The following is a 22115-nucleotide window of genomic DNA, read 5'->3' as shown; positions in this document are numbered from 1 at the left end:
TTCGTCGGCCGCCGCGCATTCTGCACAATGGGCACGACGCCGATGCCATTGATCTCCGTCATCACGCCTTTCCTCAATGTCGAGCGGTTTCTTCCGGACGCGATCGAAAGCGTGCGCGCGCAAACCTTGATCGACTGGGAAATGCTTCTCATTGACGACGGATCATTCGACGGGAGCGTTGCAATCGCGGAGGCTGCAGCAACCGCAGATCCGCGAATCCGTTTCATTCGATCGAACGGCCGGCGTCGCGGCGCCGCCGCGGCGCGCAATGCCGGAATCGCGGCCGCGTCGGGCATGTTCTTCACGTTCCTGGATGGCGACGATATATTTGAGCCGGAAAAATTCGAGACGGAACTTGCGATCTTTGATGCGCATCCTCGCGCCAAGGTCCTTTACGGACCGACCCTGTGGTGGTTCCCCGATGAGCCTCACAGGAACTGGACCGACTCGATGCCACGCCAATCGGACCGTCTGCACATGCCGTCCGACCTGCTCGACCAGGTCATCGTGCGCCAGCGGGCTCATGTGCCGTGCATCTGCTCGATCATGGTTCGCCGCGAAGCTTTGGTAGCGGTGGGCGGCTTCGATGAGGCGTTCGAGCTCTACGAAGACCAGACCCTTCTAGTGAAGCTGCTGTTGCGCTATCCGGTGTTCGTTACATCCACGCCCACCGGCCGATACAGGCAGCACCTCGATTCGACATCGGCCAAGGCGACTGCTTCCGGCATCTACGATCCACTGCGCCCGCATGCTGCTCGCATCCGCTTCCTCGAATGGGTTGAGATGCATGCGTCGGCCTCGGGATTAATGACGCCGGAGTTGCAGCGGGCGCTCCGCTTCGCATTTGCGCACTATCCGGCCCAGCGTCGGCCCCTGACACTTCGCGATAGGTTTGACCTCGCCATCGAAGCCGCACGCCGGTTCGCTCCGCGGCTGACGCCACGCCGGTTCGCTCGGCGTCTGACGCCACGCCGCATCCTGTCGAAGGTGTTCAGGCTACTGACGAGAGCACGGAAGTAGTGGGCGGGACCGGGTGGCGCGGATTGGATCGCGACCGAGCCTGAGATGTCTGATATCAACGAACACCCGCCCGTTGCCTCTCTGCGAAGCTAAGGAGAATTTGGCTGTTTCATGATCGCAGTCGTCATAACAACTTACAACCACACTCGCTTTCTCGAGGAAGCCATTCAGAGCTGTCTTCGTCAAAGCCGGCCGATGGATGAAATTATTGTCGTCGACGACGGATCCACCGACAATCCGGCATCGGTTGTCGAGCGTCATCCGGGCGTGCGCCTGATCAGGCAGGACAATTGCGGGCTCGCGGCCGCCCGAAACACCGGACTAGCGGCTTCCAGATCCGATTACATCACCTTTCTGGACGCGGATGATCGTCTCCTTCCGAATGCCATTGAGACGGGCGTGCGAATGCTGGTTGCGCATCCAGATGCGGTTCTCGCTTACGGAGCTCATCGCTTCATCAATGGAAGCGGTGCGATCCAGTCAGACAACCATCACGTCGCGCTTGTTGAAGATCCTTATCTTCAGTTACTGCGGACGGGAAACTTCATTGCGATGCATGGGACCGTAGTTTATCGGCGGGAGAGGCTCGCGGCCATGGGCGGGTTCGACGTTTCAATGCGGTCCTGCGAAGACTATGAGCTATTCTTGCGAATCGCCCGGCGCGGTTCGATCGTAACGCACGACGATGTCGTCGCCGAGTATCGCATGCACGGCGACAACATGACGAAGAATCGATCGATGATGCTCGCTGCAGCATTGTCGGTGCTTGACAAGCAGCTAGCAGGTCCGGTTGACGACGATGTGCGTCTTGCAGTCCGCGATGGTAGGCGGTTCTGGAAGACCTACTATACCGGACAGTTGACTACTGATGCCTTGCGCGCGATCCGCGCCCAACCCGCCAAAGCGATTCGCATGCTGCGGCAGGCTTTGCAGATGTCGCCGCCGATCACGCTGCAAACGGCGGCATTTAAGATAACACGCAAGGTCGGCAGGCAGGTGCAACGGCTGCTCGGAGCTTCCGGCGCCGATTGGCGGGCTCCGCGCGTCGGTTCGGTGCGGTTTGGGGATTTCGCACGCACGATGCCGATGAGCCATTCATTTGGATATGATCGGGGCAAGCCAATAGATCGGTATTATATCGAGAATTTCCTACGATTGAATGCGGCCGACATACATGGCCGTGTGCTGGAAATCGGCGACAACAGCTACACGATGCATTTTGGCGGTGCTCATGTCGTCAAGAGCGACGTGCTGCATGTTGATCCCGATGATCCAAACGCGACCATCATAGGCGACCTGTCGCAGCCCGGAGTGCTGCCGTCAAACGCCTTCGACTGCATCATCCTCACGCAAACACTTCATCTGATCTACGACATGTCGGCCGCGGTCGCTGCACTGGCCGAAGCGCTCAAGCCCGGGGGCGTGCTGCTGCTAACTGTTCCTGGCATCACCCCGGTCGATCGCGGCGAGTGGGGCAGCACGTGGTTCTGGTCATTGACGCAGGCGGCGTTGGCGAAGTTGCTTGCGAAATCCTTCAGCACGGCGAACATGGCGCTCGAAACCCACGGCAACGTCTTTGCGGCAGTTTGTTTTCTTCAGGGACTCGCCAAGGAAGAAGTTTCTGACCAGAAGCTCGACGTCCGGGATACCGCCTATCCTATCGTTGTCACGGCGCGCGTCGTGAAGGACGGGCTGACCGCGGATCAACCCGGCAGTCGAACCGCAGATGTTACGGCTTGAGATCGATGACAGAATTGCCAGCCGTTGAGGTCCGAGGACTTTCCAAGCGCTACCGGCGCGGCGCGATCGGCGTGCGCTCATTGCGTGAGGAGGTCGAACAACTTGTCGCGCGTTTGCGCTCGCGGGAAGCCAAAGCTTCCCTCAACGAATTCTTCGCCATCAAGAACATCACATTTTCCGTTCCGACTGGCACCGTGTGCGGTATCATCGGACGCAACGGCTCGGGAAAGACCACGCTGCTCAAGGTTTTGACCTCGATCACGGCTCCGGATGAGGGCGAGGCAGTGATGCGAGGTCGGATCGGAAGCTTGCTGGAGGTAGGGGCCGGATTCCATCCGGATCTCGACGGGATCGAGAACATCTACCTCAACGGCGCGATCCTCGGCATGAGTAAAGCCGAGATCACGCGTAAGCTAGACCGGATCATCGAATTTGCCGATATCGGCAGCTTTCTCGAAACGCCGGTCAAGCGTTATTCGTCCGGCATGTATGTTCGGCTTGCCTTCGCGATCGCTGCTCATCTGGAGCCGGAGATTCTCGTCGTCGACGAGGTGCTTGCTGTCGGCGATGCTGAATTTCAAAGGAAATGTCTCGGCACGATGAAGAACGTCGCGGGTGAAGGTCGGACCGTGCTGTTTGTGAGCCACAACCTGGCCATGGTTCGGCAGCATTGCACAAAAGCGATTTATCTGGACCGCGGCCTTCTGAAGGATTTTGGCGAGGCATCATCGATCATCGATGCGTACCTGTCGAACACCGCCCCGAGCAGCAACGGATCCGAGCGCGTTGGCGATGATGACCTCTGGATGCAGGTGGCTATTGTGTATCCGGGTACGCGCGAGCGCTGCAGCCAGCTCAAGTTTGGCGGCGATTACGATTTTGTGCTGAAGCTGGGCGCGAGGAATTCGTATCACCGAAGCGTGGTTGCTATCAAGATTTTTGATCAGGAAGGCAACTTGATCTCTGTGCTCGAAAGCCTCGCGGAAGGTGTTGGTCAATTTGACATAGTAGGGCAGGCCAAGGTCGTATTTAGCGTGCGATCGTTGGGATTGTTGCCTGGCACTTATAGCGCTGGAGCGGCTCTCTTTTCGTGGGGAGAGGATAACGCGGGCCTCGACAGCGAGAACTTGCTAACGTTCGACGTTGTTGCAGCAACAGTCAATGACTCATATTGGCCATATCAGAAAGAGCACGGGATTGTGCGACTGTCGCATTCTGCCCAGTTGCTTAAGGTGGATTGAAGGCGCGTGAAGAGACGTCCTGGCGAATAAATCTTCGGTGTAGGTCAATCCGTCGACCGCGCGACCGCAACGCTGAAATCGCGCGCGCCCTGCAAAGACTGAAGGACAACCCGGGCTTGCGGGAACGCCTGGGTCGGGCATCGCGAAAACGGATAATTAGTTCCGAAAAATTTTAACGGAATCTTTGACCGCGCTGTCCCAGAATAGACGGCGCGGTCAAACCCCCAAACGGGCGGCGCTGGCGGCTCCGGCAATTCGCCTTCCCGCGCCACTGTCGAGCCGCTACCACACTCCTTCAAAATACCAGCATCGGTTGAATCAACTGTTACCGCACGTGCTTGACGGTGCGTTTCCCAGTCCTTAGACTTTGATGGAACAGGGCCTTACTTCGTCCGGACCCCATCGTTCGATGGGAGGACCAACTGCGCTGGCGATCGACGGCTTAGCTTAAAAGCGCGGGTAAGCCGCAGTCGGCACTGCAAATCCGCTGTCCGACGCATAGAGCGCCACGCCCTTGGTGATGCGAACTTCATCCAGCCAGCCGTTCATATCTACGCCTCCAGCCGCCGCATTTTGAGCGTCGCCGGCACCGTGAAGAACCACTCCAAAGCGCCCCCAATCGAGCCATCTTGCCCATGATCCCGCGGGAATTGTCATCAAGCACCGCAAATCTGATAAAACGCCTCGATTGTGAACTGGCCGGAACCAAATTGCAGGCCAGCGCCGTTAGGTACTGGTGTTCCGGTCTCCGGCACCGTCGAAAAGGACAGAACTCGCCCCAAATTTGGACTGCGACGTGTCTAGTTGCGCGTTGCCGACGCAGGTGAGTGACCTAGCGAACGAGTTCTCGTCGGTCGAAGTTGTTGCCCCATCGGCCCCCATCGAAACCGCAGAGCAAGCCAACGCTGGAGAAGCTCGGAACAGCGACCGTCACGTTGATGCTGAAAAAAGCAAGATCAGCGGTGGCGTGTTTGCTCGACGGAATCGACTGGCGCAATCCACGTTGGACGCAGCGCTCGGCGAAGGCCGGTTAAGTTCGGCTAGGAGTGTTTCTGCTGGGATTTGGGCGCTGGACGTGGTAGCTTTGGCCATGTCCGAAACCCCCGCCGAGGTCGCTCTTCTCCGTGCTCGACTGGCTGCCTCCGAGGTCCGCTCCCGAACGGAGGTCGAGTTGGCCGAGGCGCGCGCGGTGGTCTCGACCTCCAAGGCGATGATCGCGCATCTCAGGCTGGAGATCGCCAAACTCCGCCGCGAGCAGTATGGCCCAACTCCGACATCGACCCGAGGGCCTGGCTCGCGGATGTGCTAGCCCGTATGCCGAACCTGCCCGTCTCGCGCCTGCTGGAGTTGCTTCCGTGGAAGTGGGCGCTCGGGACCGGGTACACCTCGGCTGTGCTCGTTGAGGCGGTGGCTGCGCATGATGCTTAACCTTGATTGGTCCAATAGCACATGGTGGCGAGATGACCCAACCTACGAAAGTTGGCCCCAAGCGTATCCTATCGGCCCTTCAAGGCCGTGGTGCACGAGTGGCAACGAAATTACATCTTACTCTTCTCTCCACGTTCTACGTGGCGCGCCAGACGTTATCAAGAAATGCCGATGCAAAGGCGAGACTGGGCAACAAGGCTAAGTGGACTATCGGCCTCCTCAACGAGCGTGATTGGCACGAGTCGTACCATTCCAGTGAGCCGGAGGCTGCTCAATTCCAAGTCGAGGCTCAGAACCCAGAGTGTCCCATATGGGATCCGATGATCACAAAATATTTATCGACAGAATCTCGTACCGACATTGCCATCATCGATGTCGGGGCCGGGGCAATCACCCAAGTTGGGTATACGCATCCCGGTAAGAACATATCCATCACGCCTGTCGACCCCCTCGCTGATCACTACGCTAGCGTGCTGCGCAAGAGGGGCGTCAAGCTGCCGTTCCCGACGATTAAGGGTGAGGGCGAGACGCTACTGAGCCAGTTTTCGCGGGCTAGCTTTGACATTGCATATGCGAGAAATTCTCTCGACCACACCTATGACCCAGTAGCCACGATCGCGAATATGCTCGAACTTGTCAGAGACGATGGCGTGGTTTTGCTCCGCCATTACCGAAATGAAGCCGAGGGCGGCGAATACCGAGGGCTGCACCAGTGGAACTTTGATTGCAAAGATGACCGGTTCGTCATCTGGAACAAGGACACGCATGTGCTTGTTGACAAAGTTCTCGGCCCGAATGCCAAAGTCTCATGTTCCGTTCATTTTGCACGAAAGGGAGAGTGGCGTGACGAAATCCTAGTCATGATTACAAAGGCTGCTTGAACCACCCTGGGTGAGAGGGAGGCTTGTTGGTTTAAGTCAGATAGAGGAAAATTTCTCGCTTACCGCAGTCGCCGCCGCCCTCGATTGCTTGTTGACCAGGCGGTAGGGCTCTTCGGCAAAAAAAGATCCTCACAACCGGCGGCGATACCAGGCCAGCGCCGTTTCGACGATACGGTCGATTCCGGATTGCTCAGGCATCCAGCCGAGTTCCCGGCTCGCCTTGCCGGCCGCGGCGACAAGCGCGGGCGGGTCGCCTGTCCTGCGCGGACCGTAGGCCACAGGAAGGCGCGTTCCCGAAGCCCGGCTCACCGCATCGGCCAACTCGTTCACCGTCGTTCCGGTTCCGGTGCCGAGATTGTAAACATGGACTCCCGGATCGCGCAAAAGCTTCTCCCCAGCCAGAACGTGAGCACGGGCGAGATCGGTGACGTGGACATAGTCCCGCACCGCAGTTCCGTCCCTTGTGTCGAAGTCGGCGCCATTAATGGTAAAAACCCGGCCCGACCTGATCGCCGCCTCGATAGCGAGCGGAATGACATGCGTTTCCGGTTCATGCCGCTCACCGACCTCGCCGTCTGGATCACATCCGGCCGCGTTGAAATACCGCAGCACAACCGCGTTGAGGCCATGGGCATCGGAAAGATTGTCCACCATTCGCTCTATGATGAATTTCGACCACCCATAAGGATTGATGGGAGACTGCGGATGCGTTTCGTCGATCGGAGAACGAACGGGGACGCCGTAAGACGCGCAGGTGCTCGACAAGATCAGCTTGTCGACACCGGCCTTCAGCATTTCCTCGAGCAAGACCAGCGTCCCAAAACTGTTGTTTCGGTAGTAGAGTTCCGGGCGCTCGACGGACTCGCCGACATAGGCGTAAGCGGCGAAATGCGCCACCACATCCGGCCGATAACGGTGCAGCGCTGCTGCCACCGCTGCAGCGTCGCAAATATCGCCATCGACAAGCGGTCCCCATTTGACCGCGTCGCGCCAGCCGCGCGAGAGGTTGTCATACGCAATGACCGACCAACCGGCACCGGCGAATGCCTTGCAACAGTGTGAGCCGATATAGCCCGCCCCGCCAGTGACCAACACTGTTTTCATTCGGCTGCAGCGGTCCGAGCGGATCCCGATGAGACCAAGCCTTCGAAATAGGCGATGGTCGTGGCGAGACCGTCGCGCAATGCGATCCTTGGCTTCCAGTTGAGCTCGCGCAAGGCACACCCGATGTCGGGCTGCCGCTGCCTTGGGTCATCGACGGGCAAAGGTAATAACCTGATCTCGGATCGGCTTCCGGTAAGTTCGATCACGAGATTGGCAAGTTCGAGCATCGTGAATTCGACCGGGTTGCCGAGATTCATCGGGCCGGTAACATCGTCGGCCGTGTGCATCAGGCGAACCAGACCGTCGATGAGATCATCGACGTAGCAAAATGAGCGTGTCTGCTCGCCGGTGCCGTACACGGTTATCGGCTTGTTTTGCAGTGCCTGCATGATGAAATTGGAAATGACGCGGCCGTCGTCCGGACGCATCCTCGGACCGTAAGTGTTGAAGATCCGCGCTACCTTGATCCGCAGCCTGTGCTGCCGCCAATAGTCGAAAAACAGGGTTTCGGCACACCGCTTGCCTTCGTCGTAACAGGAACGGGGACCTATCGGGTTTACCCTGCCCCAATAGTCCTCGGTCTGCGGGTGAATCTCGGGATCGCCATAGACTTCAGACGTGGACGCCTGAAGGATCTTTGCGCGAATCCGCTTGGCGAGTCCCAGCATGTTGATGGCCCCATGGACGTTCGTCTTTGTCGTCTGGACCGGATCGAACTGATAGTGAACCGGGCTTGCCGGGCAAGCAAGGTTGTATATTTCATCAACTTCTACGTAGAGCGGAAATGTCACGTCGTGGCGAATGATCTCAAAGGATCTGTTGTCGAGCAAATGCGCGACGTTTCTCCGACTTCCTGTGAAGAAATTGTCAACGCATACAACCTCGTGGCCTTCAGCAAGCAACCGCTCGCATAAGAACGATCCCAGAAAACCTGCGCCCCCTGTCACCAAGACTCGCTTTGCCTGCTGCATATTTGGGATCCTCACGCCAGTTCTTCACGCAATCGAATGCGCAAAGCCCTAGGGCGAGGATAGGAAAAAAATGCTGCGCCGAAAACACAAAATGTTAACGGACCTGAAATAGTCGCGTGAGGTATGCGCAAACATACGCGAAAAAACCATTCGTTCGTCCGTTTTGACGGTTTCGTCCGAACGTCGGCTTGCCGGCAATCGGCATTTGGACGTGAACGCGCTGCGCCGCAGCATGATCGATTGTTATTAAGGGAGATGGGTCTTGCACAGTCTTGACCCGGCTACTATCCGCCGATGAACGCGTCGCGACTGGGGGTCAAAAGCTGACATATGCGATGTCCACTTTCGACCCCCTGCGTCCTCTCTCCGCTACGCCGGTTGCAACTCCCTGCGCGGCAGCCGCGGGAAGGCGATCGCCACCGCCACCGCGCCGAGCCCGACAAGGGCCGAGCCGATGAACAGCCAGGAATAGCTGGCATAGGCATCGAACACCATGCCGCCGGCGAGCGGGCCGAAGGCCATGCCGATGCTGGACAGCATGGTGACGGCACCAAACACCGTGCCGAGGATGCGCTGGCCGAAATATTCGCGCGCCAGCACCGCATAGAGCGGCATCACGCCGCCATAGGTGGCGCCGAAGATGACGGCGAGCGTGTAGAATTGACCAAGCTCGCTGACCGCAAGATAGGCTGCGATGACCACGGACTGTATCGCCAGACCGGTAATCAGCACCGGCTTGACCCCCAGCCGGTCGGCAAGCACGCCGTATAGAAGCCTGCCGCCTAAGCCCGCCAGGCCCTCGATGCTGTAGATGCTGACCGCCGCCATCGGCGCTATGCCGCACAGCATGGCATAGCTGACCATGTGAAAGATCGGTCCGGAATGCGCCGCGCAGCAGGCAAAGAAGGTCAGTGCCAAAACGATGAATTGCGGCGAGCGCAGCGCCTGTGGAACCGACATGCCGGTATCGTTGGCGGCAATATCGGCGGCGGCGTCTTCAGCGGCAGGCTTGGGCGGCTGGCGCACCAGCAATGCGGCCGGCACCAGCAGCGCCCATGCCGCGACGCCGATGACGAACATGGCGGTGCGCCAGTCATAGGCCGTGATCAGCCATTGCGCGAAGGGCGAGATCGTCATCGGCGCCACGCCCATGCCCGCCGAGACCAGGGAAACGGCCAAGCTGCGATTGGTGTCGAACCAAGCGACGGTCAGCGCGATCATCGGCGCGAAGAAGGCGCTTGCCGCGAGGCCGACGAGCACGCCATAGGTGATCTGGAAGACAAGCAGCGAGCCGGTGCGGCTGGCCAGCACCAGCGCCAGCCCGAGCAGCAACGCACCTGTCATCACCACGATGCGGGCGCCGTAGCGATCGTAAATGGCGCCCCAGGCGAAGCCGCCGAGGCCCATTACCAGGAAGTTCAGCGTCATAGCGCTCGATATGCCGGCGCGCGACCAATCTGTGTCGAGCGCCATCGGTTCGAGGAAGATCGCCAGCGAGAACATCGCCCCGAGGGCGACACAGGTCATCACAGCACCTGCCGCCACGATGACCCAACGATAGGAAAGGCTCATACTTTTCTCCCGAGATCGTTTGGACACGGCGCGACTTCTTTCAAGCTTCGTCACACCGCTTGCGTCCGAAGGACGATGACGACATTTCGAATCCTACAATCCGGTTGCATTTTTTATCCAGTCAGGAAATCGCGCCATTCAATTGCTCCATTGCATTGACCGTGCACCGTCCTGAGCTAGATTTCCAACCTGGCGATCAGGAGCTGTCAGGCATGGAACTTCATCGCGGCCGTCTCATCGACCACGTCCAGCTGGTGGTCAGGGATCTCAAGGCCAGCCGCCGCTTCTACGAGGCGGTTTTCAAGGTGCTCGATATTCCGATCGGCGGCAGCGCCGAGGATTATTTCTGGGCCGACGAGCTGTTCGTCTCCAGCATCGACAGCCGGGCGGCCAGCGGGCAACTGACGGGGCGCCACCACCTTGCCTTCCAGGCCAGTGACCGCGCGATGGTCGACGCCTTCTACAGAGCCGGCCTCGACGCCGGCGGCGCGGACAACGGCGCGCCGGGTGAGCGGCAGCACTACCATCCCGGCTACTATGCCGCCTTCCTGCTCGATCCCGACGGCAACAACATAGAGGCCGTCTTTCACGGGCCGGCCAACCGCAGCGCCGCTTCGGTGGAGATTACGTTTTAGCTCGATGACAGGTATTCTCGTTACGTCGCGCCGCGCCAGCACTTGATATTCAACTTCAACGCAGCGACGCTCAAAGGCTACCGCATGGCCATCGACGAAGCGCCGCTGTCTTTGCCACGGAGCTCCCGCCCTATCGCGTCAGCGCCGCCATCCGGCCCGCCAGGAACTCGACGAACAGCCGGGCGCGGACCGGTAGCTGTCGCCCATACGCATGGACGATGTGCACCGGCATAGTCGGCATCGCCACCTCGGGCAGAATGCGGACCAGACGGCCGGTGTCGAGATCGTCCTGCACGGCAAACTGCATCAGATGCGCGATGCCGGCTCCGGCCAGCGCCGCTTGCCGGATGGCGCCGCCGTCGTCCGTATCGAGCCGCCCGTTCGGCACGATCACCGCGCCGTCGGCGAAGGTGACCGGATAAGGCCGCCCGGCCATCTGATAGCGGACGGAGTCGTGGCTCTGCAACGCCTCGACCGATGCCGGCCGGCCGCGCCGTTCGACATAGGCCGGCGAGGCCACCAGCACGATCGGCAGATTGGCGATTTTGCGCGCGGGGAGCCCGGTGTCCGACAGCGTCCCCATGCGCACCGCTACATCATAACCTTCGCGGATCAGGTCGGCGTGACGGTCGGTGACGCTGAGCTCGAGTTTCAGTTCGCCGTGCTGCGCCAGGAATGCTTGTGCCCATGAGGCAATCAGGCCGCGCCCGAGTTCGACGGATGCCGTGACGCGCAGCAGGCCGCGCGCGGTATCCGCCATCTGGACGATGTCCTCGGCATCGTCCAGCGCTCTGAGCAAAGGCGCGACCCGCTCGTAATAGGCGAGGCCTTCGCTGGTCAGTGCCAGCCGGCGCGTCGAGCGCTGGATCAGCCGCACGCCCAGCCGCCGCTCGAGCCGCGCCACGCTCTTCGACACCGCCGACGGGCTGGAGCCGACCAGCCGGCTGGCGGCATGGAACGAGCCGGCATCGACCGTGCGCACGAAGGCGACGAGACCGGCGGTCTTTTCGAGGATGGTGGTCATTCAAGAATTCCAGGCACGAAAGAACCGATCGAGGTGATCCTAAATACGCTATCCGATCACCATTAAATACCGCTCATCATCGACAAAGGAGAGATTTGATGAGCAAGCTGAACGGCAAGGTCGCCATCGTCACCGGCGCCTCCAAGGGTATCGGCGCCGGCATCGCCAAGGGTCTTGCGGCGGCCGGTGCCGCCGTGGTCGTCAACTATGCCTCGTCGAGGGAAGGTGCGGACCGCGTCGTTGCCGAGATCAAGGACGCAGGCGGCCGAGCCGTTGCCGTCCATGGCGACGTGTCGCAAGTGGCCGACGTGCGCCGCCTGTTCGAGGCCGCCAAATCGTCGTTCGGCGCGGTGGACATCCTGGTCAACAATGCCGGCGTCTTCGCATTCGAGCCGCTGGAAGCGGTGACCGAGGCCGAATTCCACCGTGAGTTCGACACCAATGTGCTGGGCACCATCCTGACCATCCGGGAAGCGGTGAACCATTTCGGCGCCGGAGGCGGCAGCGTCATCAACATAAGCTCGGTCGCCAGCCTCAACCCGCAGCCGAACTCGCTGGTCTACGCCGCCACCAAGGGCGCAGTGGATTCGATCACGCTCTCCATGTCGAGAGAGCTCGGCGCCCGCAACATCCGCGTCAACGCCATCGCGCCTGGCGGCGTCGACACCGAAGGCCTGCAGCGGATCGGCATCGTCGGCAGCGAGTTCGAGAAGCAGGTCATCGCCATGACCCCGCTCGGCCGCTTCGGCCAGCCCGACGACATCGCCCGCATCGCGGTGTTCCTCGCCTCCGACGACGCATCCTGGCTGACCGGCGAGCGCATCACCGCCTCGGGGGGCTGGCGGTAGGCATCTGATCACACCGGCAAGAGGGCGTTCGGCTTGACGTCGGCGATGGAGGCGAAAGTGTGCGTTTCGCGCACGCCGGGCAGAGGCAGGATGACCCGCTGCAGGAAATCCTGGAACACCGCCATATCAGCGATCCGCGCCTTGACCAGATAATCGAAACCGCCAACCACCATATGGCACTCCAGAACCTCCGGAGCTTTCGCCACGGCTTCGGCGAAGCGGTCAAAGACATGCGGCGCCGTGTGGTCAAGCCGGACCTCGATGAACACCAGCGTTCCCCGGCCGACCTTGCGCGGATCAAGCATGGCCCTAACCGCGGTGATGAACCCGTCGCGGAAAAGGCGTTTCACCCGCTGGCTCGTTCCGGTCGGCGACAGCCCGATACGCCCGGCAAGATCAAGCGTCGTCCGGCGCCCGTCTTCCTGCAGCAGCCGGAGCAGACTGCGGTCTATCTGGTCGAGGTCGTCCATTTTCACAATCCACTCTATCTCAGGGATTTGTGTGCTGATTTCACGCAGAGATGTCAAAATCAACGTATTTCATCACATAAAACCTCGCAATAGCCTGCGCTTCCCTCACCCACTCAAAGCAAACGTGGTGAGCCGATTTCGACAAACAAAAGGAGTGCAAGATGACCAAGGAAGCGTTCAGCCCAGCCGGCAGGAGTGCGGCGGAAATCAGCAAGGGAGCGACCGAGATCCTGGTGCTGAGCGAAGTCGACGTGATGGCGTGCATCGATCTCAGCCAGCTTCTCGATGTTCTGGAAGACGGCTTCAAGGCGCTGTCACAAGGCAAGGTCGTCAATCCACCCCGACCACAGCTCGATATCCCCGGGGCCGGCTACAGCCTCGCCATGCCGGCCTGGATGGAGGGCATGAACCTGACCGTCAAGATCGTCAACGTCTTCGAAGGCAATTTGGCCAAGACCCTGCCCAGCCACCTCGCCACCATCAGCCTGTTCGATCCGCTGTCCGGCCTGCCGGTCTGCATCATGGACGGCACCTTCATAACCGCGGTGCGAACCTCCGGCTCCGCCGTGCTGTCGGTGCGCGCGCTCGCGCGCCGGGACGCCAGGATAGCGACAGTGGTCGGCGCCGGCGTGCAGGCCAACCAGCACCTGCATCTGTTGCCGCTGGTGCGCGACTTTGCCGAAATCCGGGTCGCTTCGAAGAGCTTCGACGATGCGGCAGCGCTTGCCCGGCTGCATCCGTCGGTGGTGGCGGTCGCCGACCTCGAGGCGGCAGTGCGCAGTTCCGACGTGGTGTGCCTGGCGACGCATTCCTACGAGCCGGTGATCGAGGCAGACTGGGTTCGGCCGGGCACGCACGTGTCGTCGGTCGGGGTGGCACCACCCGGCGGTGAAATGCCGATCGAGCTCATCGGCAAATCCAGTCTTTTTGTCGAGACCAGGGATGCGTTCGAACCGACCCCGGTCGGTTCTTGCGATCTTGCCGGCTTCGACCCGGATTTCGGCACCGAGCTTGGCGCCATGCTGCTCGACCGCGCGCCGGGCCGCGTTTCGGATCAACAGATCACCACCTACAAGGCGATGGGCATTGCCATGGAAGACATGGTCGCCGCCGATCTCGCCTATCGTTGCGCCAAGCGTCTGCACAAGGGAAAGCTCATCGTGCTGTAGGCGTGCCGCGAGCCAGGCGGGATCGACGTTGCTGACAATGGCGCTTTCGCGGAAGCGGCCGGGCTAAAGGGCGGTCCCTCAGGCCGGCTCGCGCTTCAGCGCCTGCGCCATGCAGTGAATGCCGCCGCCGGTCTTCAATATCTCGCTCATGTCGATCGCCGCCACTTCGAAGCCGCGCGCCTTGAGCTGACCGATCAGTGTCTGGCTGGATGTCGGCGCGATCACCCGGTCCTTGCCCAGCGACATGAAGTTGCAGCCGAGCGCCATCGTGTCCTGGAACGGCACGTCGATGATCTCGTGGCCCTTGCCCTTCAACCAGTCGACGATGCCCGGCTCGGTGCAGGCGAGGCAGACGGCGGTCAGTTTCTCGGCGATCGGCACCACCATCAGATCGATATGGACATAATATTCGTCGATGAAGGCGATGCGGGTTTCCCAGCCCTCCTTGTCGAACCAGGCCTGGACCTGGCAAGCGCCCTCCTCCTGGGTGCGTGCGCCGCCGCAGCCGATCAGCACCACGCCGTCCTCGATGACGTTGAAGTCGCCGCCCTCGAAAGTGCCCGCGGTGACCATGTCGTAGATCGGGATGCCGAGCTTCTCATAGGTGCGGATCGCCGCATAGTTCTCGCCGCGCCGCCACCATTGGGACATCGCGGTGATGATGGCGCCATACGGCGTCATGACGCTGGAATCGCGCGAATAGACCTGCATCGGCAGCTCCGACGTCGGCTCGTGCCAGTGGATGTTGACGCCGAAATGTTCGTAAGCAGCGACCAGATCCTTGTGCTGCGCCTGCGCGATCTGGACGTTGCACGGCGCCTCGCGCAGATGTTTGCGCGACAACGAGCTGGTCGAGAGGTGGCGCAGGAAATTCGGCGAGCCGAGCAGCACGTCGGTCAGGACATCGGTCTCGTTGGCAAAGCCCCAGGCGGTCAGCGGCTTGGTGCCGCCGGCCGGATTGCGGCGCTGCAGTGAAAACGGTTCTGCTACGATGCGGTCATGAACGGTCATGGGGTTCTCCTGGCTTCGAGTGATCACGCGGCTTGCGGTTTGCTTGGTATCCACCAGTCCCGTCCGCGCGGGGTGGTGACATATTCCGGCCAGCGGAAATGGATCGGCGGTTCGTAGTCGCAAAGCGGTGCCAGCCAAGTGCTGCCACCAATGCCGCCGCCGGTGCGGGCGACGAATTCGTCCATCGCCGCGTCGCGGGCCGCCTTGTCTTCGAGCAGGCGAAGTGCTGCCAACGCGATCGTCTTCGCGGCGCAGGTAACCATCGGATCGATGGTGGCGGAAATGCCGCCCAGCGCGTTCATCGCCCAGGACGGATACGCCTGGCCGTTCTCGGACCGCAGCGCCGGCCGGGCGACATAGAACCGCGCCGTCGGCGTCTGCCACGACATGTCGGTGTAATCGTCGGAGGTGGAATTCAGCTGCGACGGCGGCAAGTCGCGGCGCAGCATCGCCTCCGCCTCCTCAGGCGCAATCAGCTGCTCCAACTCGGCGATAAACGGCTCGTCGCTCGCCGCGCCGCCGGCATTGACCTGGATTTCGCGGGCAATCGCCTTGGCCGCCTCGTCCCAGCGCGGCGGCCCGACCGTCGACAGCGCGTCGTAGGCAATACCGGCCATGGCATGATTGGCAAGCCCCGGCCGCGACTTCGACACCCAGTGCCGCTCATGGCGGCAGCCGCTCATCTTCGCGGCGGCCTCCGCGTTGCGGTCGAGCACGGCGGTGACCTGCTCGGCCATGGCAATCGTCGGCACGCGGATCATGTACTGGATCTCGGCCAGACCCGCCGGCAGATTGTCGGCGGTCGCCTGTCCCGCGGTCAGGATCGCCTCGCTGATCGACCAGCCGCCCTGATGCGGCAGCATGGAATCACGCAGCGCCTTGGACGCCATGTACATCATGACAAGCGCGTCGTTGGCGCCGGGCGCCCTGACCGCCGAATGCGCCTGCGGAATCGGCGCTCCATCGCTTGCGCGAACCCAATTTTCGGGTTCGTCGCACACAAAGCGATAGATCATCGCATAGGCCGCGCCGCAATGCGTGTCCCAGCGCGCCGTGTTGCAGAGCGGCAGCATGTAAAAGGGATGGAAGGAGATCATGCCGGCGAGGCCATCGTAGTAGCCTTTTGCGGCATGGATCGGCTTCGACCCCCGCACCTTCTCCGCCGGCTCGCCGGTGAAGCGCAGCGTGCCCGATATGCCGTGGCGCTGCATCGCCGCCTTGGTCGCCAAAAGCCCGCCCAAGCTGGCAACGCCGAGACCGGAGTGCGGATCGGTGTGGCCGCCGGCCTCAGCGCCGAGCCCAGGGCGCGGTCGCTTGACGGTCGCCGCGTCCTGGCAATTGCCCGGCACCGCGTCATACTCGGCATACATGCCGAGCGTCGGCCCGGCGCCGTTGGTCCAGTGGGCGCAAAGGGCGGTCGGCATCCCGCCGGAGCCTTCCTCGACCGAAAAGCCCTCGTGCTTCAGACGCTCGACATACCAGGCGGCCGACTGGTATTCGCGCCAGGCGGTCTCGCCGAAATCGAAGATCGTCCGCGTCCATGCCGACAGCGACGGCTGGATGTCGTCCAGACAGGCAAGCGCGGTCGCTTGAGCCGAGTTCGTCACCGGATCCTCCATCGGTCAAAGAAAGCAGTGAAGCGCCTCGCCAAAAAGTGATATGTTTTCCCGGCTCATGCAAATTCGGTTCACCTCTTGAGAATTCCCTCGACTCAGGCGCTGCGCGCCCTCGACAGTTTCGCCCGCCACGGCAGCGTCTGGCGCGCCGCCGACGAACTGCATCTGACCCGCAGCGCGGTCAGTCATCAATTGCGGCTGCTCGAACGCGATCTCGGCTTCGACCTGCTCGAGCGCATCGGCAAGGGCGTGGCGCTGACGCCGCGCGGCCAGCGTTACGCCAGCGACGTACGCAAGGCGCTGACGGTGCTCGGCGATGCGGTAACGCGCCATGCCGGCACCGGCGTCGGCGGCTCGTTCAGCGTCAGCTGCACGCCGGGCTTCGCCTCGCTGTTCCTGTGCACGCACATTGGCGAATTCCGGCAGATGTACCCCGATGTCGCGCTGCGCATCCTGACGCCGCGGCGGCTGGACGACGTCAGCAATGCCGAGGCCGACGCCTTCATCGCCTTCGGCGTCGGCAACTGGCCGAACCGGGCGGTCGAGCTGTTGTGCGAGATCTCGTTCACGCCGCTGTGCAGTCCGACGCTGCTCAACAAGATCGGCGGGTTTTCCAGGCCGGCCGACGTGCTGCGCGCCAACCTCCTGCATCTCGGCGATACCGAGGACTGGGCGCGCTGGCTGGCGCTGTCGAAGGTCGAGAATCCCGACACCGAGGGCGGCATCTTCTTTTCCGACATGAACCTGGTCTTTTCGGCCGCCATCGCCGGCCAGGGCATCGCCATGGGCGACGAGCTGACCAGCCGCCGGGCGCTGAGCGAAGGCCGGCTGGTGCGCCCCTTCGACATCGCAATCAGTTCGCCACGCTCGTATTTTCTCGTTTCCGAACATGCCAAGGCGGCGCATCCGGTGCTGGAGGCGTTCGGGAGGTGGCTGAGGTCGAAACTGTCGGAGATTAGCTAATGTCCCCCCTCGAGGGGGAGATGTCGCCGAAGGCGACAGAGGGGGTCGCCGCGCGTGAAGTCCCAACCTCCATCCGCAGCAGCGGGCCGAGCCCAGTCGGACCGACCCCCCTGGCCGCTTTGCGGCCATCTCCCCCAAAAGGGGGAGATTGGCGCCATAGATGAATCAAATTTGCCGGTCAGGCGAAAACTATTCGGTTGCGGTGAGCCGCCGCCCTGCCTACGATTTCAATCAGCATTGAGGACAAGGCAGGATGCAGCAACCCGGCCGTGCCGCAGAGATCAAGGCAATCGGGATCGGCAAGAGCTTCGGCTCGTTCCGTGCGCTGGACGACCTGACGCTCGATATCGGCCGCGGTGAGTTCCTGACCCTGCTCGGGCCGTCGGGTTCGGGCAAGACCACCTTCCTGATGATCCTTGCCGGTTTCGTGCAGCCGACCGACGGCCGCCTTTACAGCGACGGCGTCGATATCACCGAGCGGCCGGCCGAGCAGCGTGCCGCCGGCATGGTGTTCCAAGGCTATGCCCTGTTCCCGCATATGAGCGTCGAGGCCAACATCGCCTTCCCGCTCAAGGTGCGCAAGAAGTCGGCGGCCGAGATCAAGCGTCGCGTCGGTGAGATGGTCGAGCGCGTCGGGCTGAAGGGCCACGAGAAGAAACTGCCGTCGCAATTGTCCGGCGGCCAGCAGCAGCGCGTGGCGCTGGCCCGCGCACTGGTGTTCGAGCCGGGTGTGCTTTTGCTCGACGAGCCGTTCTCGGCGCTCGACAAGGGCCTGCGCGGCCAGATGCAGGCCGAGATGAAGCGGCTGCACCAGGAAACCGGCACCACGTTCGTCTTCGTCACCCATGACCAGAGTGAGGCGCTGGCGCTGTCGTCGCGCGTCGCCATCTTCAACCACGGCAAGTTGCTGCAGGTCGGGGCGCCTGACGAGGTCTACGACCGGCCGGCCAACCGCTTCGTCGCCGAGTTCCTTGGCGAGATCAACATGCTGCCGCTGAAGGGCGTTCGCAACGCCGACAACGGCGCCACCGGCCTGTGCGAAGACCGCACCATCACCCTGCGCGGCAATGCAAGCGCCGTCGGCAGCAACGCCATCCTGGCGATCCGGCCCGAATACATGTCGATCGCCCCCGAAGCGACAGCCGGCGAGAACGGCATCGCCGCGACTGCGGTCGCCTCGACCTATCTCGGCGCTGCGACGCGGCTCGATCTCACGACGCGCCAAGGTGCCAAGGTGACGGTCTCGGTGCCGAACGAGGTCGCCGCTTCGGCACTCAGCAAGGGCAATTCCGTATGGCTGACATGGCCTGCGGAAAAAGGTTTCCTCCTTCCGGACGGAGGACAATGACGATCGGCGTGGCGGAGCTGAAGTTCGCCAGGCCGGCTTTCGGGAAATATCAACGACAAAAAGGGGAACTGACATGACAAACAATTCAGAGATGAGCGAAACCAGGAAACACGCCATCGAGACACTGTCTGCCAGGGCGGTGCGCGGCGAGATCTCGCGCCGGCAGTTCACGCAGCTGGCTGCGCTCGTGCTGGCCGGCACGCCGATGCTGCTGCGCTCGACCGGCGCCTTCGCGCAAGCCAAGGAACTGGTGCTGGTCAACTGGGGTGGTGACGCCATCACCGCCTATGACGCGGCCTATGGCCAGGCCTTCACCAAGGAGACCGGCATCACCGTCAAGATGGACGGCTCCGGTCCGACCGAGGGTGCGATCGCCGCACAATTCAAGAGCGGCGCCCCGACCTGGGACCTGGTCGACGTCGACCCGTTCTCGGCGATCACACTCGGCGCGCAGGGCATGCTCGAGCCGATCGACTATTCGATCGTCGACAAGAACAAGATGCGGCCTGGCTTCGGCTGGGAGCACGCCGCCTCGACCTATTTCTTCTCCTATGTCATCGCCTACGATTCCGAGAAATTCGGCAGCCAGGCACCGACCGGCATGGCCGACTTCTTCGACGTGACGAAATTCCCCGGCAAGCGCTCGCTCTACAAATGGGGCGTGTCGAGCTGGGAAGCGGCACTGCTCGCCGACGGCATCGCGCCGGCCTCGCTCTATCCGCTCGATCTCAAGCGCGCGCATGACAAGATCGCCGCCTTCAAGGAGAATGTCGTGGCCTATTGGGGCGGCGGCGCCGAAAGCCAGAGCGTGCTGCTCGACGGCGAGGCTTCGATGGCCATCGTCTGGTCGACCCGAGCCTCGCTGATCGAGCAGGATTCCGGCGGCAAGATCAAGTTCATCTGGGACCAGGGCCTGATCTCACCCGGCGCGCTCGCCGTGCTCAAGGGCAATCCCGGCGGCAAGGACGCGGCGATGAAGTTCATTGCCAGCGCCCAGGATCCGCAAAAGCAGCTGATCATGTTCGACAAGCTCGGCCAGGGCCCGGCCAATCCGGCCACCGACGCGCTGATCCCCGCCGACAAGAAGCGCATCAACCCGGTCGACCCCGAAAACATGAAGAAGCAGATCCCGCTCGACATGGAATGGTACGCCAAGAACTACGGGGCCGCACTCGACGAATACACGAAGATCATCTCCGCCTGATAGACCGGGATAACCGGGCCGAGATGAAAGCATATATCTCCGACAGGATGGGCGCGGCGCTGTTGATGGCGCCGCTGCTGCTGTTCCTTGGCGCCGCCTATGCCTGGCCATTCTTCGGCGTCGTCAATTGGAGTTTCACCCTGCCCGAGCCGGGGCTCGGGCAATATGGCACGCTGCTTAGCGACCCGCTGGTGCAGTCGGTGTTTGTCCGCACGCTGCGCATCGCTGCGATCGTCACGATCGTTTCGGTTGCCGCCGCCTACGCCATCACCGTGGTGTGGGTGCGCGGCACGCCGGCGCAGCGGGTGATCGCCGAGTTCTGCATCCTGGTGCCGTTCTGGATCTCGGTGCTGACGCGCGCCTTTGGCTGGGTGGCGCTGCTTTCCAATCGCGGCCTGTTCAACACCTGGCTGCAAGCGATCGGCTTCATCTCGGAACCGCTGACGCTGGTGCGCAACGAATTCGGCGTCATCGTCGGCATGACGCATTTCCTCATTCCCTTCGCCGTGTTTCCGCTGGCGTCTTCGATGCGCAGCCTCGACGACCGCGTGCTGCTGGCGGCGCGCGGGCTCGGCTCCAGCCGCATCCGCACCTTCTGGTCGGTGTTCGTGCCGATGACCCGCTCCGGCATCATCGGCTCGGCGCTCATCGTCTTCGTGTTTTCGCTCGGCTTCTTCGTGACGCCGGCGATCCTTGGCGGCGGCCGCAGCGTAATGGTCGCCGAGCTGATCTATCTGCGCATCTTCCAGAGCCCGGATTGGGGGCTGGGGGCGGCGATCAGCGTCGTGCTGGTGCTGTTCGTCGGTACGCTGATGGCGCTGCTGTTCCGCTATGTCAGACCGAAGCAGCTGATCTGATGCCGACCTACCGCCCCGGCCCCGTCTCGCTGATCCTCGCTGCACTGGTGGCGCTGTTCCTGCTGTTGCCGCTGCTCGCCGTCATACCGGTGTCGCTGACGCCGACCCGCATGCTGGCGATGCCGTCCGGCGAATTGTCGCTGCGCCACTACCGGGCGCTGATCGAGGATCCGCGCTGGATCAATTCGATCCTGCTCTCGATCAGGATCGGTGTCGTCAGCAGCGCCTTTTCCACCGTGCTGGCCCTGTGCTTCAGCCTCGGTGTGTGGATGTTCCAGCCGCGCTTCACCGCCGCGCTGGTCGGCTTCGTGCTGCTGCCGATGGTGGTGCCGCCGGTGGTCTCGGCGATCACGCTCTACTTCCTGCTGACCTCGATCTCCGGCGTCTCTTCGTTCTTCGGCTACGACACCTGGCTCGGTGTCGCCATGGCGCATGCGGTGATGACGGTGCCCTTCGCCACGGTGCTGATCCTGGTGTCGCTCAGCCAGCTCGACCGGCGCATCGACCTTGCCGCGCGCGGTCTCGGCGCCACCGTGTGGGAACGCGCCACCCGCATCATCATGCCCAACATCAAATTCGGCATCGTCACCGCCGCCCTGCTGTCCTTCGTGCTGTCCTGGGAAGAGATCGGCGTCACCCTGTTCATCACCTCGGTCAACGCCATCACGCTGCCCAGGCTGATGTGGATGGGCCTGCGCGACAATATCGACCCGGCGATCGCCGCCCTCTCGGTGATCCTGATCATCATCACGGTGCTGGTGCTGGCGGCGCGCAGTGCCGTGGTCAGGCTGCGCGCGGGGCAGTGAGGCGCGAAGCGGAAAACAGATCAAGTCAAAGGTGGGCAATCCTTCGCGCCCCCTCTGTCCTACCGGACAGAACTTGGGTTCCTCGCCCCGCGCGAAGCGGGGGGAGAGGTGGCCGCGAAGCCGCCCGCGCGGGGGGGTTGTTTTCAGGGGCCGGGCCCCCTCCGAGGGGGGGGGGTGGCGCCCCCCCACCCCCCCAGCAAGGGGGGG

General features: G+C 62.1%; 19 protein-coding genes and 2 pseudogenes. 14 read left to right on the top strand and 7 right to left on the bottom strand.

Features of this window, described 5'->3' with window-relative positions; all coding sequences use genetic code 11:
- Positions 1-42 precede the first annotated feature (42 nt).
- The 6 genes and pseudogenes from AC0L2Z_RS31700 to AC0L2Z_RS31675 all read left to right on the top strand — a co-directional run bounded on the left by AC0L2Z_RS31700 (position 43) and on the right by AC0L2Z_RS31675 (position 6310).
- A complete protein-coding gene (locus tag AC0L2Z_RS31700) occupies positions 43-1020 on the top strand; it encodes a glycosyltransferase family 2 protein (protein WP_473630219.1) in 978 nt (325 codons plus the stop codon).
- 111 nt (positions 1021-1131) lie between these two features.
- A complete protein-coding gene (locus AC0L2Z_RS31695; protein ID WP_473630218.1) occupies positions 1132-2760 on the top strand; it encodes a glycosyltransferase in 1629 nt (542 codons plus the stop codon).
- A gap of 5 nt (positions 2761-2765) precedes the next feature.
- Complete coding sequence (locus AC0L2Z_RS31690; protein ID WP_287065381.1) at positions 2766-4001, top strand: ABC transporter ATP-binding protein; 1236 nt, start codon at positions 2766-2768, stop codon at positions 3999-4001.
- A gap of 1090 nt (positions 4002-5091) precedes the next feature.
- Positions 5092-5265: pseudogene (locus AC0L2Z_RS31685) on the top strand (IS66 family transposase); the annotation flags it as partial.
- 5 nt (positions 5266-5270) lie between these two features.
- Positions 5271-5429, top strand: a pseudogene (locus AC0L2Z_RS31680) (transposase domain-containing protein); the annotation flags it as partial.
- A 98-nt stretch (positions 5430-5527) separates the two neighbouring features.
- On the top strand, positions 5528-6310 hold the full coding sequence (locus AC0L2Z_RS31675) for a class I SAM-dependent methyltransferase (RefSeq protein ID WP_473630217.1): 783 nt from the start codon (positions 5528-5530) through the stop codon (positions 6308-6310).
- Between the two features lie 129 nt (positions 6311-6439).
- On the opposite strand, the gene galE is transcribed toward AC0L2Z_RS31675, so the two are convergent.
- From galE to AC0L2Z_RS31660, 3 genes are all read right to left on the bottom strand, one after another.
- Positions 6440-7414: a UDP-glucose 4-epimerase GalE gene (gene galE, locus AC0L2Z_RS31670; protein WP_473630216.1), complete on the bottom strand. Its 975-nt coding sequence runs from the start codon at positions 7412-7414 to the stop codon at positions 6440-6442.
- Entirely contained in the window at positions 7411-8385 is a 975-nt protein-coding gene (locus AC0L2Z_RS31665) for a UDP-glucuronic acid decarboxylase family protein (protein ID WP_473630215.1), read from the bottom strand. The genes galE and AC0L2Z_RS31665 overlap by 4 nt, the downstream gene beginning before the upstream one ends.
- Positions 8386-8754: 369 nt before the next feature.
- Positions 8755-9957, bottom strand: a complete 1203-nt coding sequence (locus AC0L2Z_RS31660) for an MFS transporter (protein ID WP_128170481.1) — start codon at positions 9955-9957, stop codon at positions 8755-8757.
- A 203-nt stretch (positions 9958-10160) separates the two neighbouring features.
- On the opposite strand from AC0L2Z_RS31660, the gene AC0L2Z_RS31655 reads away from it, so the two are divergent.
- Positions 10161-10592, top strand: a complete 432-nt coding sequence (locus tag AC0L2Z_RS31655; RefSeq protein ID WP_128170493.1) for a VOC family protein — start codon at positions 10161-10163, stop codon at positions 10590-10592.
- 130 nt (positions 10593-10722) lie between these two features.
- Here the strand turns inward: AC0L2Z_RS31655 and AC0L2Z_RS31650 are convergent, their stop codons facing one another.
- Positions 10723-11616 (bottom strand): LysR family transcriptional regulator, encoded by an 894-nt coding sequence (locus AC0L2Z_RS31650; protein WP_128170482.1) that lies wholly within the window; start codon positions 11614-11616, stop codon positions 10723-10725.
- A 98-nt stretch (positions 11617-11714) separates the two neighbouring features.
- Here AC0L2Z_RS31650 and AC0L2Z_RS31645 point away from each other — a divergent pair, with 98 nt between their 5' ends.
- Complete coding sequence (locus tag AC0L2Z_RS31645) at positions 11715-12464, top strand: SDR family NAD(P)-dependent oxidoreductase (RefSeq protein ID WP_128170483.1); 750 nt, start codon at positions 11715-11717, stop codon at positions 12462-12464.
- Positions 12465-12472: 8 nt separating this feature from the next.
- Here the strand turns inward: AC0L2Z_RS31645 and AC0L2Z_RS31640 are convergent, their stop codons facing one another.
- Positions 12473-12934, bottom strand: coding sequence for an Lrp/AsnC family transcriptional regulator (locus AC0L2Z_RS31640; RefSeq protein ID WP_128170484.1), 462 nt, complete (start codon positions 12932-12934; stop codon positions 12473-12475).
- Between the two features lie 161 nt (positions 12935-13095).
- Between AC0L2Z_RS31640 and AC0L2Z_RS31635 the strand changes: the two genes are divergently transcribed.
- A complete protein-coding gene (locus AC0L2Z_RS31635) occupies positions 13096-14103 on the top strand; it encodes an ornithine cyclodeaminase family protein (protein WP_473630214.1) in 1008 nt (335 codons plus the stop codon).
- A gap of 78 nt (positions 14104-14181) precedes the next feature.
- Here AC0L2Z_RS31635 and AC0L2Z_RS31630 read toward each other — a convergent pair whose 3' ends face one another.
- A complete protein-coding gene (locus AC0L2Z_RS31630; RefSeq protein WP_128170486.1) occupies positions 14182-15114 on the bottom strand; it encodes a dimethylarginine dimethylaminohydrolase family protein in 933 nt (310 codons plus the stop codon).
- A gap of 23 nt (positions 15115-15137) precedes the next feature.
- Complete coding sequence (locus AC0L2Z_RS31625) at positions 15138-16733, bottom strand: zinc-binding metallopeptidase family protein (RefSeq protein ID WP_287375647.1); 1596 nt, start codon at positions 16731-16733, stop codon at positions 15138-15140.
- A 75-nt stretch (positions 16734-16808) separates the two neighbouring features.
- Here AC0L2Z_RS31625 and AC0L2Z_RS31620 point away from each other — a divergent pair, with 75 nt between their 5' ends.
- The 5 genes from AC0L2Z_RS31620 to AC0L2Z_RS31600 all read left to right on the top strand — a co-directional run bounded on the left by AC0L2Z_RS31620 (position 16809) and on the right by AC0L2Z_RS31600 (position 21908).
- Entirely contained in the window at positions 16809-17693 is an 885-nt protein-coding gene (locus AC0L2Z_RS31620; RefSeq protein ID WP_128173076.1) for a LysR substrate-binding domain-containing protein, read from the top strand.
- Positions 17694-17946: 253 nt separating this feature from the next.
- Positions 17947-19041 carry an ABC transporter ATP-binding protein gene (locus tag AC0L2Z_RS31615; protein WP_128170907.1) on the top strand — a complete coding sequence of 365 codons (1095 nt, stop codon included), beginning with the start codon at positions 17947-17949 and terminating at the stop codon, positions 19039-19041.
- 91 nt (positions 19042-19132) lie between these two features.
- Complete coding sequence (locus AC0L2Z_RS31610) at positions 19133-20245, top strand: ABC transporter substrate-binding protein (RefSeq protein WP_128170923.1); 1113 nt, start codon at positions 19133-19135, stop codon at positions 20243-20245.
- A 23-nt stretch (positions 20246-20268) separates the two neighbouring features.
- Complete coding sequence (locus tag AC0L2Z_RS31605; protein WP_473630213.1) at positions 20269-21102, top strand: ABC transporter permease; 834 nt, start codon at positions 20269-20271, stop codon at positions 21100-21102.
- Entirely contained in the window at positions 21102-21908 is an 807-nt protein-coding gene (locus AC0L2Z_RS31600; protein WP_023799169.1) for an ABC transporter permease, read from the top strand. Before AC0L2Z_RS31605 ends, AC0L2Z_RS31600 begins: the two co-directional genes overlap by 1 nt.
- Positions 21909-22115 lie beyond the last annotated feature (207 nt).

The sequence above is a fragment of the Mesorhizobium sp. WSM4850 genome, from assembly GCF_055811735.1.
This window is presented reverse-complemented; position numbering and strand designations above follow the sequence as displayed.

What these genes read in the sequence shown, in the direction of transcription:
- AC0L2Z_RS31700 (WP_473630219.1), top strand. Translation starts at nt 43, where the DNA reads ATGCCATTGATCTCCGTCATCACGCCTTTCCTCAATGTCGAGCGGTTT.
- AC0L2Z_RS31695 (WP_473630218.1), top strand. Translation starts at nt 1,132, where the DNA reads ATGATCGCAGTCGTCATAACAACTTACAACCACACTCGCTTTCTCGAG.
- AC0L2Z_RS31690 (WP_287065381.1), top strand. Translation starts at nt 2,766, where the DNA reads ATGACAGAATTGCCAGCCGTTGAGGTCCGAGGACTTTCCAAGCGCTAC.
- galE (WP_473630216.1), bottom strand. Translation starts at nt 7,414, where the DNA reads ATGAAAACAGTGTTGGTCACTGGCGGGGCGGGCTATATCGGCTCACAC.
- AC0L2Z_RS31665 (WP_473630215.1), bottom strand. Translation starts at nt 8,385, where the DNA reads ATGCAGCAGGCAAAGCGAGTCTTGGTGACAGGGGGCGCAGGTTTTCTG.
- AC0L2Z_RS31660 (WP_128170481.1), bottom strand. Translation starts at nt 9,957, where the DNA reads ATGAGCCTTTCCTATCGTTGGGTCATCGTGGCGGCAGGTGCTGTGATG.
- AC0L2Z_RS31650 (WP_128170482.1), bottom strand. Translation starts at nt 11,616, where the DNA reads ATGACCACCATCCTCGAAAAGACCGCCGGTCTCGTCGCCTTCGTGCGC.
- AC0L2Z_RS31645 (WP_128170483.1), top strand. Translation starts at nt 11,715, where the DNA reads ATGAGCAAGCTGAACGGCAAGGTCGCCATCGTCACCGGCGCCTCCAAG.
- AC0L2Z_RS31640 (WP_128170484.1), bottom strand. Translation starts at nt 12,934, where the DNA reads ATGGACGACCTCGACCAGATAGACCGCAGTCTGCTCCGGCTGCTGCAG.
- AC0L2Z_RS31635 (WP_473630214.1), top strand. Translation starts at nt 13,096, where the DNA reads ATGACCAAGGAAGCGTTCAGCCCAGCCGGCAGGAGTGCGGCGGAAATC.
- AC0L2Z_RS31630 (WP_128170486.1), bottom strand. Translation starts at nt 15,114, where the DNA reads ATGACCGTTCATGACCGCATCGTAGCAGAACCGTTTTCACTGCAGCGC.
- AC0L2Z_RS31625 (WP_287375647.1), bottom strand. Translation starts at nt 16,733, where the DNA reads ATGGAGGATCCGGTGACGAACTCGGCTCAAGCGACCGCGCTTGCCTGT.
- AC0L2Z_RS31615 (WP_128170907.1), top strand. Translation starts at nt 17,947, where the DNA reads ATGCAGCAACCCGGCCGTGCCGCAGAGATCAAGGCAATCGGGATCGGC.
- AC0L2Z_RS31610 (WP_128170923.1), top strand. Translation starts at nt 19,133, where the DNA reads ATGAGCGAAACCAGGAAACACGCCATCGAGACACTGTCTGCCAGGGCG.
- AC0L2Z_RS31605 (WP_473630213.1), top strand. Translation starts at nt 20,269, where the DNA reads ATGAAAGCATATATCTCCGACAGGATGGGCGCGGCGCTGTTGATGGCG.
- AC0L2Z_RS31600 (WP_023799169.1), top strand. Translation starts at nt 21,102, where the DNA reads ATGCCGACCTACCGCCCCGGCCCCGTCTCGCTGATCCTCGCTGCACTG.